The organism is Promicromonospora sp. NPDC050249 (assembly GCF_040656015.1).
Classification (GTDB): domain Bacteria; phylum Actinomycetota; class Actinomycetes; order Actinomycetales; family Cellulomonadaceae; genus Promicromonospora.
Window position 1 is genome coordinate 19,027 of sequence record NZ_JBFAKY010000016.1, and the last position, 14,790, is coordinate 33,816.

At 72.5% G+C, this 14,790-nt stretch carries 13 protein-coding genes; 8 read left to right on the forward strand and 5 right to left on the reverse strand.

Annotated elements, in window-relative coordinates:
* Positions 1 to 169: 169 nt before the first annotated feature.
* Positions 170 to 1,072 (forward strand): SURF1 family protein, encoded by a 903-nt coding sequence (locus tag AB0I32_RS14735; RefSeq protein ID WP_357507153.1) that lies wholly within the window; start codon positions 170 to 172, stop codon positions 1,070 to 1,072.
* A 3-nt stretch (positions 1,073 to 1,075) separates the two neighbouring features.
* Here the strand turns inward: AB0I32_RS14735 and AB0I32_RS14740 are convergent, their stop codons facing one another.
* Positions 1,076 to 2,245 carry an aminotransferase class I/II-fold pyridoxal phosphate-dependent enzyme gene (locus AB0I32_RS14740; RefSeq protein WP_357507155.1) on the reverse strand — a complete coding sequence of 390 codons (1,170 nt, stop codon included), beginning with the start codon at positions 2,243 to 2,245 and terminating at the stop codon, positions 1,076 to 1,078.
* 97 nt (positions 2,246 to 2,342) lie between these two features.
* Here AB0I32_RS14740 and AB0I32_RS14745 point away from each other — a divergent pair, with 97 nt between their 5' ends.
* Positions 2,343 to 3,161: a hypothetical protein gene (locus AB0I32_RS14745; protein WP_357507157.1), complete on the forward strand. Its 819-nt coding sequence runs from the start codon at positions 2,343 to 2,345 to the stop codon at positions 3,159 to 3,161.
* Here AB0I32_RS14745 and AB0I32_RS14750 read toward each other — a convergent pair.
* On the reverse strand, positions 3,149 to 3,556 hold the full coding sequence (locus AB0I32_RS14750; RefSeq protein WP_357507159.1) for a DUF3817 domain-containing protein: 408 nt from the start codon (positions 3,554 to 3,556) through the stop codon (positions 3,149 to 3,151). The genes AB0I32_RS14745 and AB0I32_RS14750 overlap by 13 nt on opposite strands.
* A gap of 85 nt (positions 3,557 to 3,641) precedes the next feature.
* Between AB0I32_RS14750 and AB0I32_RS14755 the strand changes: the two genes are divergently transcribed.
* The gene (locus AB0I32_RS14755) at positions 3,642 to 5,483 is read left to right on the forward strand and encodes an ABC transporter ATP-binding protein (protein ID WP_357507161.1); all 1,842 of its coding nucleotides are present in this window, start codon (positions 3,642 to 3,644) and stop codon (positions 5,481 to 5,483) included.
* Entirely contained in the window at positions 5,480 to 7,225 is a 1,746-nt protein-coding gene (locus AB0I32_RS14760) for an ABC transporter ATP-binding protein (RefSeq protein ID WP_357507163.1), read from the forward strand. Before AB0I32_RS14755 ends, AB0I32_RS14760 begins: the two co-directional genes overlap by 4 nt.
* Positions 7,226 to 7,347: 122 nt before the next feature.
* On the opposite strand, the gene AB0I32_RS14765 is transcribed toward AB0I32_RS14760, so the two are convergent.
* Complete coding sequence (locus tag AB0I32_RS14765) at positions 7,348 to 8,121, reverse strand: IclR family transcriptional regulator (protein ID WP_357507165.1); 774 nt, start codon at positions 8,119 to 8,121, stop codon at positions 7,348 to 7,350.
* Between the two features lie 69 nt (positions 8,122 to 8,190).
* Here AB0I32_RS14765 and AB0I32_RS14770 point away from each other — a divergent pair, with 69 nt between their 5' ends.
* The 4 genes from AB0I32_RS14770 (at position 8,191) to guaA (ending at position 12,758) form a co-directional block, all read left to right on the forward strand.
* Complete coding sequence (locus AB0I32_RS14770) at positions 8,191 to 9,228, forward strand: 2-dehydro-3-deoxygalactonokinase (RefSeq protein ID WP_357507167.1); 1,038 nt, start codon at positions 8,191 to 8,193, stop codon at positions 9,226 to 9,228.
* Positions 9,225 to 9,839, forward strand: a complete 615-nt coding sequence (locus tag AB0I32_RS14775) for a 2-dehydro-3-deoxy-6-phosphogalactonate aldolase (RefSeq protein WP_357507169.1) — start codon at positions 9,225 to 9,227, stop codon at positions 9,837 to 9,839. The genes AB0I32_RS14770 and AB0I32_RS14775 overlap by 4 nt, the downstream gene beginning before the upstream one ends.
* A 75-nt stretch (positions 9,840 to 9,914) precedes the next feature.
* Complete coding sequence (gene dgoD, locus AB0I32_RS14780; RefSeq protein ID WP_357507171.1) at positions 9,915 to 11,063, forward strand: galactonate dehydratase; 1,149 nt, start codon at positions 9,915 to 9,917, stop codon at positions 11,061 to 11,063.
* An 84-nt stretch (positions 11,064 to 11,147) separates the two neighbouring features.
* Entirely contained in the window at positions 11,148 to 12,758 is a 1,611-nt protein-coding gene (gene guaA / locus AB0I32_RS14785) for a glutamine-hydrolyzing GMP synthase (protein ID WP_357507173.1), read from the forward strand.
* Positions 12,759 to 12,839: 81 nt separating this feature from the next.
* Here guaA and AB0I32_RS14790 read toward each other — a convergent pair whose 3' ends face one another.
* Both AB0I32_RS14790 and AB0I32_RS14795 read right to left on the reverse strand, forming a co-directional pair.
* A complete protein-coding gene (locus AB0I32_RS14790; protein WP_357507175.1) occupies positions 12,840 to 13,466 on the reverse strand; it encodes an A24 family peptidase in 627 nt (208 codons plus the stop codon).
* 129 nt (positions 13,467 to 13,595) lie between these two features.
* A complete protein-coding gene (locus AB0I32_RS14795; RefSeq protein ID WP_357507177.1) occupies positions 13,596 to 14,783 on the reverse strand; it encodes a glycosyltransferase in 1,188 nt (395 codons plus the stop codon).
* Between the last annotated feature and the right edge of the window lie 7 nt (positions 14,784 to 14,790).

Here is a 14,790-nt window from a genome sequence, read left to right on the forward strand (position 1 = left end):
GAGTGACGTGCGGGGATCTGTGCCGGAGTTGTCTGCTCGTTCATTCGAACGCAGAACTGCTCGGCACGCGAGACGACCATCCGGAGGTTCGTGTGTGAGATGTGAGACGTCGAGCTCACAGGTGCGACCTGTGCTTCTGAGACCTTGGTGGGCGGTTACCGTTGACGTCATGCCTGTCAGTGCCTCCAGCACACCCACGCAGACGGCGTCCGACGCCGATGCGCACCCCGAGCGCCGCACCTTCCTCCAGGTCGCCCGGCAGCCCCGCATGATCGGTCTGCTGCTGGTCTTCGTGCTGGCGGCCCTCGTGTGCGGCAGGCTCGGCGCATGGCAGCTGGACCGCGCGTACGAGCGTGCGGAGCTGGCCGCGCAGCAGCAGGCCGCGGAGGCCGTGGCAGCTGGGCCGTCGTGGCTGGGTGACGTGCTGGCGCCGCAGGAGAGCTTTCCCGGCGAGCTCGTGGGACGCGAGGTCCGGGTGGCCGGCGAGTTCGAGGGTTCCGGCTCGCTGCTCGTCCCCGGCCGCGTCCTGGAGGGGCACACCGGCTATCTCGTCCTGACCCCCTTCCGCGTGACGGACGACGGGACGGACGGCGCCTCCTGGGCCGGTCTCTCCGGTGCGCCGGTGCTCGCCGTGGTCCAGGGCTGGGTGGCAGCACCCGCCGACGCCGAGACGCTGACCCTTCCCGAGGACGAGGTCACGCTGACGGGCTGGCTCCAGGTGGGCGAGTCGACGTCGGGCAGCGCCGCCGTGGTGGACGGGCAGACCGAGCAGATCGCGCTCAGCGCGCTCGTCAACGAGTGGGGCGGGCCGATCTACACGGGCTACCTCGTGGCGAACGGAGGGCCGGGCTCTCCCGAGAGCGGGGGAGTCGCGGCCCTGCCGCGACCCACCATCGACGGTGGGTCGGGCGCCAACCTGCAGAACGTGTTCTACGCGCTCCAGTGGTGGGTGTTCGGCGGGTTCGCCGTGCTCTTGTGGATCCGTCTGGTGCGGGACGAGATGGCCGGCGGACGCCGCGGCGGCGAGCCCACCGACGCCGACACGGGCATCGCCGGACTGCCGTCCGCGTGACCGTCAGCCCCTGACGCTCTCCAGCATCCGTTCGACCGCCTGCTCCAGGATCGGGCGGGGCATCGCCGCGTTCAGCCGCACGAACCCCCGGCCGGCATCGCCGCACTCACTTCCGTCGACCAGGACGACGCCCGCCCGCTCGCGGAAGTGCGCGGCCGCGCTCGCCGGCCCGCCCGGGAGGTCCAGGCCACGGCAGTCCAGCCAGGTCAGGTACGTCCCCTCGGGCGCGCGGTAGCCGATCCCGGTCCCGTCGAGCAGCTCGCCCAGCCGCGTGACGTTGCCGTGCAGGTAGGCGACGAGGTCGTCCAGCCAGTCCCGCCCCTCGGTGTAGGCGACCCGGTTGGCCAGCATGCCCGGCGTCGACGCGCCCTCCTCGATCCGTTCGGCACCTGCCTCGTTCCAGAGCTTCACGTCCGTGTCGTTGGACAGCACGACCTGCGCGCACTTGAGGCCCGGCAGGTTCCAGGCCTTCGAGGCCGAGGTCGCGGTGAGGGTGTGACCCGCCGTCGTCTCGTTCAGGGATGCGTACGGGACGTGCCTGCGGCCCGGGTAGACCAGCGGCGCGTGGATCTCGTCGGCGAAGACGCGCCCGCCGTGGCGGTCGACGACCTCGGCGATGGCCAGCATCTCGTCGGGCTCCAGGACCCGGCCGATCGGGTTGTGCGGGTTGCACAGCACCAGCAGGTGTCCGCCCGCGCGGAACGCTTCGTCGAGCGCGTCCAGGTCGTACGCGTACCGGCCGTCGGCGTCGCGCGGCATCGGGACCTGGATCAGCTCGCGGCCCAGCTCGCCCGGCAGGGTCTGGAACGGCATGTACGAAGGAGAGGGCACGATGACCGGCGAATGAGGGCGCGAGAAGTGCATGACGGCGTGCACCAGCGCGGTCAGCACGTCGGACACCGGGCGCACCCGTGCCGGGTCCACCGTCCAGGAGTACCGGTCGGCGGCGAACGCCGCGTACGCCTCGGCGGTGCCCGTCACCAGGTGCGGCGGGAGATAGCCGAACATGCTGCGGTCCACGGCGTCGTGCAGCGCGGCGGCGATCGGCGGCGCGACCGGGAAGTCCATCTCCGCGACCCAGGCCCCGATCTTGTCGGGAAAGGCCGTCCACTTGAGGCTGCCGTTGTCGCGTAGACGCTCGGCGGTGAGGGCGTCGAAGTCGTAGGCGTTCACCTTCGCATTGAACCAGGTGCGCCGTGCTCGCCGTCCGGGTGCCCAGGGGTGCGCAAGGATGGCTACCTGTGACAGGCGCCGAAGCTGGAGGACGACGATGAGCGGCACCGGATCGTGGACCGGACCCTGGACGGGGTCTGGCTGGTTGGAGCACACGATGCTCGCCGTACCGCTCGCCCGGGAGGTCGCGGGGAGCGAGGTCCGGGCCGGGCTGGACGCAGGCCTCGACGTCGACCTGATGACCGACGGGTTCGTGATGGAGCTTGTCTCGGCCGAGCTCATGGCGCGGGTACAGGCCGGCGACCTGGCGGCTCGCGAGGCGATGGTCGCGCTGGGCGCGTCGCTGGAGGCCGGCCCGCCCGTCGTCGGCGAGGACATCGTCAGCGCCTACCTGATCCACGTCCCGTCGCCCGGTCAGCCGGGCGGGGAGATCGCCGACGGGCTGGGCCCGCGGGTGCGTGCCGCGCTCGACCAGGACCGCGACCACCGGAACGAGCCGGCGGTCGCCGCGTTCCTCGACCGGCTGCTCCAGGCGGTGCCCGCGCTCCGGCCGCTCGCCGACGCCGAGCGCTACGGCTACCACGATGAGGTGCTGGCGCACCCGTTCCTCAGCGATGTCGCCGAGCGGGCGGTCGCGCTGCTCACCGGCGGGGAGTCCCTCGAGATCGACGACGACTGGACCGACCAGGAGCGGGCCGAGGCGCTCCGGCTGTTCACCTCCGCGGCTCCGGACCCCGTGGCGGAGGTGCGGGCGGTGCTCGACTTCTTCGAGGCCGAGCTCGGGTCCGTCCCCGAGGTCGACGAGCTCGTCGCCGCGGCGTTCGTCGGCATGCTGCCGGACGAGGACGAGCCGGGCGCCGAGATCCTCGGGCTGCTCGGGCCCCGCCTGCGCACCGAGCTGCGTCAGGCCAGGTAGCGCTTCTCCAGCGCGACGAGCTTCGTCTCGGCCTCGGTGTGGATCTTCTTCTCGAGCACGAACGACATGACCGGGACGACGCCCGCGATCACCATCGTGACCAGGCGGCCGAAGCCCCAGCGCATCTTCGACCAGAGGTCCGCGACGGTGACCAGGTACACGACGTAGATCCAGCCGTGCGCGAACGGCACCCAGGCGATGAACGGCATGACGCCCTCGACGTCCGTCAGCGCACCCAGGCCGTACTTGATGCCCAGCTCGACGCAGAGGATCAGCAGCATGACACCGGTGACGAGCGCCATGAAGCGGTAGCGGGCCATCGCGCCGCGGGCCTTGCGGATCGCGACGGCGGCGGCCTCGGCGGAGATGTCGGGAGTGGTCTGAGGGGTACTCACAACCATCGAGGATATGCCTCTTCCGGGGGTGCTCCCTGCCGCCGCCTCTGCCGCCTGCTCTGCCGTCCGGATAAAGCGTGGATCAATGTCAGTGGTCCTCCGTACGGTGTTGGTCGTGCGCTCCCTCCCCTTTGCCGATCCCGGCACCCCGCCGCTGCGCGGACCGCTCACCCTGCTCCTGTGGCTCGCCCGGAAGCAGGTCCGGGTGCTGCTCGTCGCGATGCTGTTCGGCGTCGTGGGCTTCACCTGCAGCGCCTTCCAGCCGTTCTTCCTGGGGCGGATCATCGACAGCGCCTCCGCATCGGGACTCGACCGGACCACGTGGAGCTGGGCCGGTCTGATGCTCGGCGTCGGCCTGGTCTGGATCGCGGCCAACGCGATCGGGCACCGGTGGGACATCGCGGCGTGGATGCAGGCGGCGTTCCGCACGTCCCAGCTGGTGACGCGCACCGTGTCCCGGTCAGGGCACAACATCACCAAGGAGCTGCCCACCGGCGAGGTGGTGTCGTCGGTCGCCAACGACACGATGCGCATCGGCGAGATCTTCGGTATCGCCGCGCAGACCATCGGCAGCATCGCCACCTACGGCATCGTCGTGGTGCTGATGCTCAACCAGTCGCTCACCCTTGGCCTCGTCATCGCGCTCGGGCTGCCGGTGGTCGCCGCGATCCTCGCCCTGCTGGTCAAGCCGCTGCAGAAGCGCCAGAAGCAGCAGCGCGACGCACAGGGTCGGCTCACCACGCTCGGCGCCGACACCGTCTCCGGCCTCCGGGTCCTGCGCGGCATCGGCGGCGAGAAGGTCTTCACGGGCCGGTACCGGACGCAGTCGCAGAAGGTGCGCCAGGCCGGTGTCGACGTCGCGGGCACCCAGTCGGTGCTCGACGCCCTGCAGATCCTGCTGCCCGGGCTCTTCATCGCGCTCGTCGTGTACCTCGGCGCGGTCGAGGCCATCGCGGGGCGGATCACGACGGGGCAGCTCGTCGCGTTCTACGGGTACGCGTCCTTCCTGTCGTGGCCCGTCCACCTGCTCGTGCAGTCGGTGAACGTGGTGACCAAGGCGCACGTCGCGGCGGGCAAGGTGATCAAGGTGCTGCAGGTCGTCCCTGCCACCGGCGCCGACGCCTCGACCGCTCAGATGCCGCCGGCCGACGTCCCGCTGGTCGACGAGACGTCCGGCGTCACGCTCCGGCCCGGTCGGGTGGTCGCGCTGGTGAGTGCGGACCCCGACGAGTCGGCCGACGTGGCGATCCGGATGGGCCGGTTCGACGACGAGGGCGAGGCCGGCACCCCGGTCACGCTCGGTGGCGTCCGGCTGGCCGAGCTCGACAAGGACGAGCTGCGGGAACGCATCGTCGTCGCGGACGCGACGCCGGCGCTGTTCTCGGGCAGGCTCGCGGGCGAGCTCGACGTGCGGGACTCCGCGACCGCCGAGGCCCTGCTTCGTGCCCTGTACATCGCCGACGCGCACGACGTGCTGGACTCGCTGCCCGACGGTATCGAGGGCGAGATCCCGGAGAAGGGGCGCTCGCTGTCCGGCGGCCAGCGGCAGCGGGTCGCGCTGGCCCGGGCGCTGCTCACCGATCCCGAGATCCTGGTGCTGATCGAGCCCACCTCGGCGGTCGACGCCCACACCGAGGCGCGCATCGCGCAGCGGCTCACCGACTGGCGTCGTGGCAGGACCACCCTGATCGTCACGGCGAGCCCTCTGGTGCTCGACCACGTGGACGACGTGATCTTCCTGGAGGACGGGAGCGTCGTCACGCACGGGACGCATCGCGAGCTGCTGGACCTGCCCACCACCGCGGAGGGCGGGCGTGAGGCGGCCCGCTACCGCCGGGTCGTGGGCCGGTCGCTGGACGACGACCTCGATCTGGAGCTCGACGAGCTGCTGGACACCGCCAACGCACAGGAAGGAGGCACGGCATGAGCACCGGAAAGATCCTGCCGATCGCGGACGCCGCAGAGACCTGGCGGTACACCCGCGGGCTGCTCGCACGGCACCGGGTGCCGCTGGTCGTCATCACCGTGGCGAACACGGTGGCCGCCGTGGCCGGGCTGGTCGGCCCCCTGATGCTGGGGAAGCTCGTCGACGCGGTCATCGGCGGGACCACCGTCGAGGTGGCGCGCAACCTGGTGCTCGTCGCGGCCGCCGCCGTGGTGCTGCAGGCGCTGATCACCCGGTTCGCGCAGCGGCGCGCCATGGTGTTCGGCGAGACGGTGTTCGCCGACATGCGCGAGGAGTTCGTCGAGACCGTCACCGCGCTGCCGCTGTCCACCGTCGAGACCGCGGGCACCGGCGACCTCATCGCCCGCACGACGCGCGACGTCGGCCGTATCCAGAACGCGGTGCGATTCGGCGTGCCGCGCCTGGTGATCGCCGTGGTCACGCTCGTGCTGACGGTACTGATGAGCATGTTCGTGTCGCCGCTGGTCGCGCTCGGCATGTTCGTGGGCGTCCCGGTGCTCGTCACGGTGGCGCGCTGGTACCTCAAGCGGGCGACGCCTGCCTACCAGCGCGAGTCCGCCGCGTACGCGCGGCTCGACGGCACGGTCACCGAGTCGGTGGAGGGCGCGCGCACCATCGACGCGCTCAGGATCGGCCGCCGGCGGACGACGCGCGGCGACGAGGATCTGCACGAGGCGTTCGAGGCGGAGCTCGGCACCCTCAACCTGCGGACCGTGCTGTTCCCGGGGGTGGACTTCGCGTTCATGCTCGCGCCCATCACGGTGCTCGTCTGGGGCGCGTTCCTGGCGTCCGAGGGCACGGTGACCATCGGCATGGTCGCCACGATCGTCATGTACGCCTACCAGCTGCAGGGGCCGATCTGGGAGCTCATCTTCTGGCTCGACGAGATCCAGGTGGCCGCGACGTCCCTGTCGCGGATCATCGGCGTCCGCCTGGTGCCGGCCGACCGTACGGCGGGCGACGCGGTACCGGTCGACGAGGAGGTGCGTGGCGCCGACGTCCGCTATGCCTACCGGGCGGGCACCGACGTGCTGCACGGCATCGACCTCGACCTGCGGGTGGGGGAGCGGCTGGCGATCGTCGGGCCTTCGGGCTCGGGCAAGTCGACGCTCGGCCGCATGCTGGCCGGCATCCACCCGCCCACCGGCGGCACGGTGAAGGTCGGGGGCGTCCCGCTCGTGGACCTGCCGCTGGAGGACCTGCGCAAGCATGTGGCGCTCGTGACCCAGGAGCACCACGTGTTCGTGGGGTCGCTGGCGGAGAACCTGCGGCTCGCGAAGATCGACGCCGGCGACGACGAGCTGATGGACGCGCTGCGGGCGGTCGACGCGCACGGGTGGGTCGAGTCGCTCGACGACGGTCTCGCGACGGAGGTCGGCTCGGGCGGGTACAAGCTCACCCCGGCGCAGGCGCAGCAGATCGCGCTCGCTCGGCTGGTGCTGCTCGACCCGCACACGCTCGTGCTCGACGAGGCGACGTCGCTGCTGGACCCGCGCGCTGCCCGGCACCTCGAGCGCTCGCTCAACGCGGTGCTCGACGGGCGCACGGTGGTGGCCATCGCGCACCGCCTGCACACCGCGCACGACGCGGACCGCGTGGCGGTGCTCGACGGCGGCCGCATCACCGAGATCGGCCCGCACGACGAGCTGGTCGCCGCGGGCGGCGAGTACGCGAAGCTCTGGCACAGCTGGCAGCACGAGTAGTACCTGCCGACCAGTACCCGCCGACGCTCGGACGCCGAACGTAGAGGTAGTGGCCCTCTGACCACTCAGACGGCCACTACCTCTACGTTCAACGACGTTCGACGTGGTGCTGGTGCGGGCGTTCAGCCCGACCGCCAGCCCAGGCCCACCGAGATCCGGGCGGCGGCGTCGTGCACGATGGGCGCCAGTGTCTCGAGGCGTTCCGGCGGCATGTAGGGCCGGGTCGCCGTGACGCTGATGGCCGCGACGATCGAGCCGGACGTGTCCCGGACCGGGGCTGCGACGCAGAGGATGCCTGGCTCGTTCTCCTCGAGGTCAAAGGCCACCCCTCGACCAGCCGAAGCCGTCATGACCTGCACGAACGCCTCGGCGGTGAGCACGTCGTGGTCCAGGCCGTGCCCGGCGCCCGCGGGCCGCTCGGCGAGGAACTGCTCGCTCCAGCGGTCCGGGCTGTCCAGGAGCAGCGCCTTGCCGATGCCGGTCCGGGTCAGCGGCATGCGGTGCCCGATCTGCGACCGCATGACCGCCCCGCGGGTACCGGGGATCTTGTCCAGGTAGAGCACCTGGTTCCGGTCCTCGATCGCGAGGTGGACGGTGTCGTGGACCCGCTCGGCCAGCGTGCGCAGCACGGGTGCGGCGATGGAGGTCACCGGGTTCTCCTGCAGCGCCTGGTAGCCGAGCTCGATCAGGGCGGGGCCCAGCGCGTACGCGCCGTCGTCGAGCTGGCGGAGGTAGCCCGTGGCGAGGAGCAGCTGCAGCAGGCGGTGTGTGGTGCTGCGGCCGATCCCGGTCTCCTCCGTGATCTCGCGCAGCCGGGTCCTGCCGCGGGCCACCGCGTCGACGACGGCGATACCGCGGGCGAGCGTCTGGGTGCCCGGGGGAGCGGCAGCGGTCACCCGGCCACCGTATCCCGATAATAGGGACGTGGTTCGCACAGTCGGGACGTTGCTCCTACCGTCCGGAACATGGCTGACGACGGACCTGGGCGCGACGCCGCGCTGGTCGCACTCGACTGGGGAACCACCACGTTCCGCGCCTGGCTCCTGGATGGCACGGGTGCGGTGCTCGACAGCGTCCGGACCACCGACGGCGCCCTCACGATCTCCGGGCGCTCCGAATCGGCACGGGTGCGGGCCCTCGCGTTCGAGGACACATTCCGGCGGCTGTGCCGGTCCTGGCTCGACGAGCACCCCGGGGTGCCTGTGCTGTGTGCGGGGATGGCGGGTTCCAACCACGGCTGGGCCGAGGCCGGCTACCTCGACGTCCCGGCGGACCTCGGCGACCTGGCGGAGCACCTGACGGTGGTGCCCGCCGGGGAGTCGGTGGTCCACCTGGTCCCCGGCCTGCGGGTCGACCGCCCCGACCCGGACGTGCTGCGGGGCGAGGAGGTACAGCTCGTCGGAGCGCTGGCCGAGGTCGCGGAGGGCCCGGCGACGGTCGTCCTTCCCGGCACGCACTCCAAGTGGGTGCGCCTCGACGGCACCCGCGTCACGGGCTTCACCACCGCCATGACCGGGGAGCTCTACGGCCTGCTGATGCGGGACAGCATCCTCGCGCGGCTCGCGACGGGGGCACCGGGGACCGAGGTCACCGAGGCGTTCACCCGCGGGCTCGACGCCGAGGACGCCCGCGGCGAGGAGCGCGGCCTGGCCGCCCTGCTCTTCACGGCGCGGCCGCTCGCCCTCGCCGGCCGGCTCGACCCCACCGAGATCGCCGACTACGTCTCCGGCCTGCTGGTCGGCTCCGAGGTGCGGCACATGCTGCGCGGCACCCCCGCCGGCGTCGTCGCGCTCTGCGGGCCACCGGCGACCGAGCGCCGCTACCGCTTCGCGCTGGAGCGAGGCGGAGCCTCCGTCCGTACCGTCGGAGAGGACGCCGCGGCCCGGGGGCTGTGGGGCATCGCCCTCGACGCGGGCCTGGTCGTACGCCCTCCGGCGACGTCGGCAGCCACCTCGGCGAGCAGCCCACCAGGCGGCCAGACAGGGAAGGACCAACCCGCATGACCTCCCGCCCCACAGGCCTCGTGGCCATCCTGCGCGGGGTGACGCCCGGCGAGGCCGTCGCCGTGGCGGAGGCGATCTTCGCCGCGGGGTTCGACGCCGTCGAGGTGCCGTACAACTCCCCGGACCCGCTCGAGTCGATCCGCCGGATCCGGGCGGCAGGCCCGGCAGGCCGCCGGGTCGGGGCAGGCACGGTGCTCACCCCGGACGAGGCACGCCGGGCCGCCGACGCCGGCGCCTCCCTCATCGTCTCGCCGAACACCCGGCCCGACGTCGTCGCGGAGACCGTCCGGCTCGGCCTCGAGAGCTACCCCGGGGCGGCGACGCCTACCGAGGCGTTCGCCGCGCTCGAGGCCGGGGCGCGCGCCATCAAGCTCTTCCCCAGCTCGGCGGTAGGCATCGACGGCATGCGCGCGTGGGCGAGCGTCCTGCCGGCGGGCACCGCACTCGTGCCCGTCGGCGGCGTGGACGCGGGCAACCTCGCGGACTGGGCGCGCGCGGGCGCCGCGGGCGCGGGCATCGGCACGTCCCTCTACCGTCCGGGCGATCCACCGGACGTGGTCGGCGTGCGGGCGGGCGAGCTGGTCCGGATCTGGTCCGCCGCCATCGCCTAGCCGAGCCCAGCCCCGCGGCACAGGCCCGCGGCACAGGCCCGCAGCACAACCGACAACACAGCAAAGAGGCATGCAGTGAAGATCACGTCGATGACGACCTACGCCGTCCCGCCCCGCTGGCTCTTCCTCAAGATCGAGACCGACGAAGGCGTGGTGGGCTGGGGCGAACCGGTGCTCGAGGGGCGCGCCGCGACCGTCGCGGCCGCCGTCGAGGAGCTGTCCGACTACCTGATCGGCCAGGACCCCCGGCGCATCGAGGAGCACTGGACGGTCCTGTACCGCTCCGGGTTCTATCGAGGCGGCGGTATCCACATGAGCGCGCTCGCCGGTATCGACCAGGCGCTCTGGGACATCAAGGGCAAGGCGCTCGGCGTCCCGGTGCACGACCTGCTCGGCGGCCGGGTCCGCGACCGCATCAAGGTCTACTCCTGGATCGGCGGCGACCGGCCCGCCGAGACGGCGGCCCAGGCCAAGGCCGCGGTCGAGCGCGGCTTCTCGGCGATCAAGATGAACGGCCCGGAGGAGCTGCAGTACCTCGACTCACGCGACAAGGTGGAGAGGGTCGTCGCCAACGTCGCGGCGGTGCGGGAGGCCGTCGGTCCGGACATCGGCATCGGCGTCGACTTCCACGGACGGGTGCACCGGCCGATGGCCCGCGTCCTGCTCGATGCGCTGGCGCCGTACCACCTGATGTTCGTCGAGGAACCGGTGCTCAGCGAGCACGTGGACGGGATCGCCGACGTGCTGCGCGGCTCGGCCACGCCGATCGCCCTCGGCGAGCGGCTCTACTCGCGGTGGGACTTCAAGGACGTCATCACGTCGGGGGTGGTCGACGTCATCCAGCCGGACCTGTCCCACGCCGGCGGCATCACCGAGGTCCGCAAGATCGCGGCCATGGCCGAGGCCTACGACATCGCCGTCGCCCCGCACTGCCCGCTCGGCCCGATCGCGCTCGCCGCCTGCCTGCAGCTCGACGCCGTCGCCTACAACGCGGTGATCCAGGAGCAGAGCCTCGGCATCCACTACAACACCTCGAACGACCTGCTCGACTATCTGGTCGACCCGACGGTCTTCGCGTACGAGGCGGGGTCCGTGGCGATCCCGCAGGGGCCGGGCCTCGGGATCGAGGTGGACGAGGACTACGTGCGCGAGCGCGCGGCGGAGGGCCACCGCTGGCGCAACCCCGTCTGGCGGCACGCCGACGGCTCGTTCGCGGAGTGGTGACACGCGACCGGGCCGACGGCGAGGTGCGGGACGTAACACACGTGCGAGACGCCGGGCCGCCGCCCGGCACATAGACTTGTGCTCGTGACGTCACCCGCCACCGCTACCTCCGGTCAGCCAGAGAATCAGCCCCAGACCCCCCGTCCGGTCATCGTCGTCGACTTCGGCGCGCAGTACGCCCAGCTGATCGCGCGCCGGGTGCGCGAGGCGAAGGTGTACTCGGAGATCGTGCCCCACACGTTCACGGTCGAGCAGATGCTCGCCAAGGACCCGGCGGCCATCATCCTGTCCGGCGGTCCCTCGTCCGTGTACGCGGCGGGCGCCCCGTTCGTCGACCCCAAGCTGTTCGAGGCCGGCGTGCCGGTCATGGGCATCTGCTACGGGTTCCAGGCCATGGCGCAGGCGCTCGGCGGCGAGGTCGCCCAGACCGGTCTGAGCGAGTACGGCGGCACCGAGGTCGAGGTCTGCGCCTCCGGCGTGCTGCTCGCCGGCACCCCCGAGCACCAGACCGCCTGGATGAGCCACGGCGACGCCGTGCACACGGCGCCCGTCGGGTTCGAGGTGCTCGCGACGTCGAGCGGCTCACCCGTCGCCGCCTTCGAGGACACCCGCCGCCGCCTCTACGGCGTGCAGTGGCACCCCGAGGTGAAGCACTCGGCGCACGGCCAGACCGTGCTGGAGCACTTCCTCTACGAGGGCGCCGGGCTGAAGCCCGACTGGACCCCCGGCAACGTCATCGCCGACCAGGTCGCAGCCATCAAGGCGCAGATCGGCACCTCCCGCGTCATCTGCGCGCTGTCCGGCGGTGTCGACTCCGCCGTCGCCGCCGCGCTCGTGCAGCGGGCCGTCGGAGACCAGCTCACCTGCGTGCACGTGGACCACGGCCTCATGCGGGCCGGCGAGGTCGAGCAGATCGAGAACGACTTCGTCGCCTCGACCGGCGTCCGCCTCATCGTCCGTGACGAGAAGGAGCGCTTCCTGACGGCGCTCGCGGGCGTCAGCGACCCGGAGACCAAGCGCAAGATCATCGGCCGCGAGTTCATCCGCGTGTTCGAGGACGCGCAGCGGGACATCGTCGCCGAGGCCGGCGAGCACGGCGAGGACGTGAAGTTCCTGGTGCAGGGCACCCTGTACCCGGACGTCGTGGAGTCCGGCGGCGGTGAGGGCGCCGCCAACATCAAGAGCCACCACAACGTGGGCGGCCTGCCCGACGACCTGGACTTCGACCTCGTCGAGCCGCTGCGCACCCTGTTCAAGGACGAGGTTCGTGCGGTGGGCCGCGAGCTCGGCGTGCCAGAGGAGATCGTCTCGCGCCAGCCGTTCCCGGGTCCGGGGCTGGGTATCCGGATCGTCGGCGAGATCACCGCCGAACGCCTGGAGATCCTGCGCCGCGCCGACGCGATCGCCCGCGAGGAGCTGACGAAGGCCGGCCTGGACAACGAGATCTGGCAGTGCCCGGTCGTGCTGCTCGCCGACGTCCGCTCGGTGGGCGTCCAGGGCGACGGCCGGACCTACGGTCACCCGATCGTGCTGCGCCCGGTCTCGTCCGAGGACGCGATGACGGCGGACTGGACCCGACTGCCGTACGACGTGCTGTCGACCATCTCGACGCGCATCACCAACGAGGTGCGTGAGGTCAACCGCGTGGTGCTCGACGTGACGAGCAAGCCGCCGGGCACCATCGAGTGGGAGTAGCGCTCACGCGCATCGAGAACGGGGTTGTGTACCGCTGAGCCATCAGGCGGTACACGACCCCGTTCTCGTTCGCGCCACTGGCTACCAGCCGGTGAGGCGGGCCCACGTCAGCCCGACCATGGCTCCCAGCAGCATGTACGGGCCGAACGCGATCCCGGTCTTCCAGCCCGCGCGCCGCCCGAGGAGCAGGACGATCGCGACCACGCCGGCCAGGAGATGCGCGGCGAAGACGCCGACCAGGAGCGTGGTCCACGAGTGCCACGTGAGGACCGCGCCGAGGCTCAGGGCGAGCTTGACGTCGCCGTACCCGATGCCGCCGCGCGGCGCGACGAGGTAGAGCACCTGATAGACGGCGAAGAACGCCAGACCGCCCAGCGCCGCCTGCCCGAGCGAACCCCAGTCGCCGGTGCCGAGCGCGGCGAGGGCGAGCAGCGCCGCCGTCGCCCAGGTCAGGGGGAAAACCAGCGCGTTCGGCAGCCGGTGGGTGTGCGCGTCGATGACGCCGAGCGCCGCGCCGGTGACGGCCAGCACGAGGTACGCCGGCGTGAGCCAGCCCGGGCCGCTCGCCCAGAGAGCCCAGGCCACGGCCGGCACGGCGGCCACCACGATGGCCCGCGGGTACGGCGTCACCTCGGCCCGTGCCCGCCGGTACAGCCGGACGGCGAAGGGCGCGGCGGGGCTCGTCGCGGCAGGCTCGGTGGGGCTCACCGAGCGAGGCTATCGGGCGCCCCAAGGCGCCGCACCAGAGCGGAGCGATGAGCCGAGCGTAGGAGCGGTAGCCGCATGCGCCTGCGCGAAGCGACCAGCCCTACGTTCGGCGAGACAGCGTGACCGGGCCTACGGTCGGCGGCTCGGAAGGGCCAGCGCCGCGGCCTCCTTGTACGCCCGCTCCGTCGCGGCCAGGACCTCCGGCCAGGCCACACCTGCCGGCGGGGTCGCCGCCCGCACCAGCAGCCCGTCGAGGAGACCGGGTTCGGTCGCGAGCCGGACGAGGGCTGCGGTGAGCCCGGCGTCGTCGGGCACGACGAGGCCCGTGGCGCCGTCGACCACCCGCTCGGCCACGCCGGAGCCCGCGCGGGTGACCACCGTCAGCCCCGCGGCCTGCGCCTCGAGCGCGGCGAGGCCGAACGCCTCGGCGACAGCGGGCGCGGCGAAGACGTCGGCGCGCGCGTAGAGCCGCTTGAGCTCGGTGCCGGAGAGCCGCCCGGGCAGGGAGACGACGTCGCGTAGCCCGTGCTCCGCGACGAACCGCCGCGCCGCCGCACGTTCGGGGCCGTCACCGGCGAGGGTCACGAACAGTGCGCCCTCTGGAAGCCGGGACGCGGCGTCCGCGGCTGCGGTGAGCAGCGGGAGCATCCGCTTGCGCGGCGCGAACCGGGCTGCGGACACCACGTGCACCGCCGAGCCCTCGGGCCGGGCGGCGCGTTCCGTGCGCGGCACCCGCCAGGCGTCCAGGTCGAGGCCGTTGGGCAGGATCGCGACGTCGGCCGCACCGGCTCCGGTGCCGGCTCCCGGGCCAACGAGCCGCCGCAGCGGCTCCGCCGTCAGCTCGCTCACCGCCGACCAGCGCACGGGCAGACGCGACCAGCGGACCACGACGTCGGCGGCGGCGAACAGGCGCCAGGCCGCGCCCCACACGCTGTGCACGGTCAGCACGGCAGGCAGCCCCAGCCGGGTCACGGGCTTCAGCGCGGCCTGCGCGGTCGGGGCGAGCACACCCATGTGCAGGTGCACGACGTCGGGCCGCTCGCCCCGCGCGATCGCCGCCCGCAGGCGGGCGGTCACGTGGGCCGTGGACCGCGGGTGTATGGGCCAGCTGCCCGGGATGCGGGCGGCGATGCGGTGCACGGTGACGCCGTCCTGGACGGTGGTGCTCACCCCGTGCGCACCGGGGGTGGCGGGGGTGGTGGTGATGACCTCCACCTCGTGACCTGCTGCCGCCTGCTGGCCGGCGAGGCGGCTCACCTGGGCCTCGATCCCGCCGAGCAGCGGTAGGTAGGTGTCGGACACGTGAGTGATACGCACGCTCGTC

What these genes read in the sequence shown, in the direction of transcription:
- AB0I32_RS14735 (WP_357507153.1), top strand. Translation starts at nt 170, where the DNA reads ATGCCTGTCAGTGCCTCCAGCACACCCACGCAGACGGCGTCCGACGCC.
- AB0I32_RS14745 (WP_357507157.1), top strand. Translation starts at nt 2,343, where the DNA reads ATGAGCGGCACCGGATCGTGGACCGGACCCTGGACGGGGTCTGGCTGG.
- AB0I32_RS14755 (WP_357507161.1), top strand. Translation starts at nt 3,642, where the DNA reads ATGTCAGTGGTCCTCCGTACGGTGTTGGTCGTGCGCTCCCTCCCCTTT.
- AB0I32_RS14760 (WP_357507163.1), top strand. Translation starts at nt 5,480, where the DNA reads ATGAGCACCGGAAAGATCCTGCCGATCGCGGACGCCGCAGAGACCTGG.
- AB0I32_RS14770 (WP_357507167.1), top strand. Translation starts at nt 8,191, where the DNA reads ATGGCTGACGACGGACCTGGGCGCGACGCCGCGCTGGTCGCACTCGAC.
- AB0I32_RS14775 (WP_357507169.1), top strand. Translation starts at nt 9,225, where the DNA reads ATGACCTCCCGCCCCACAGGCCTCGTGGCCATCCTGCGCGGGGTGACG.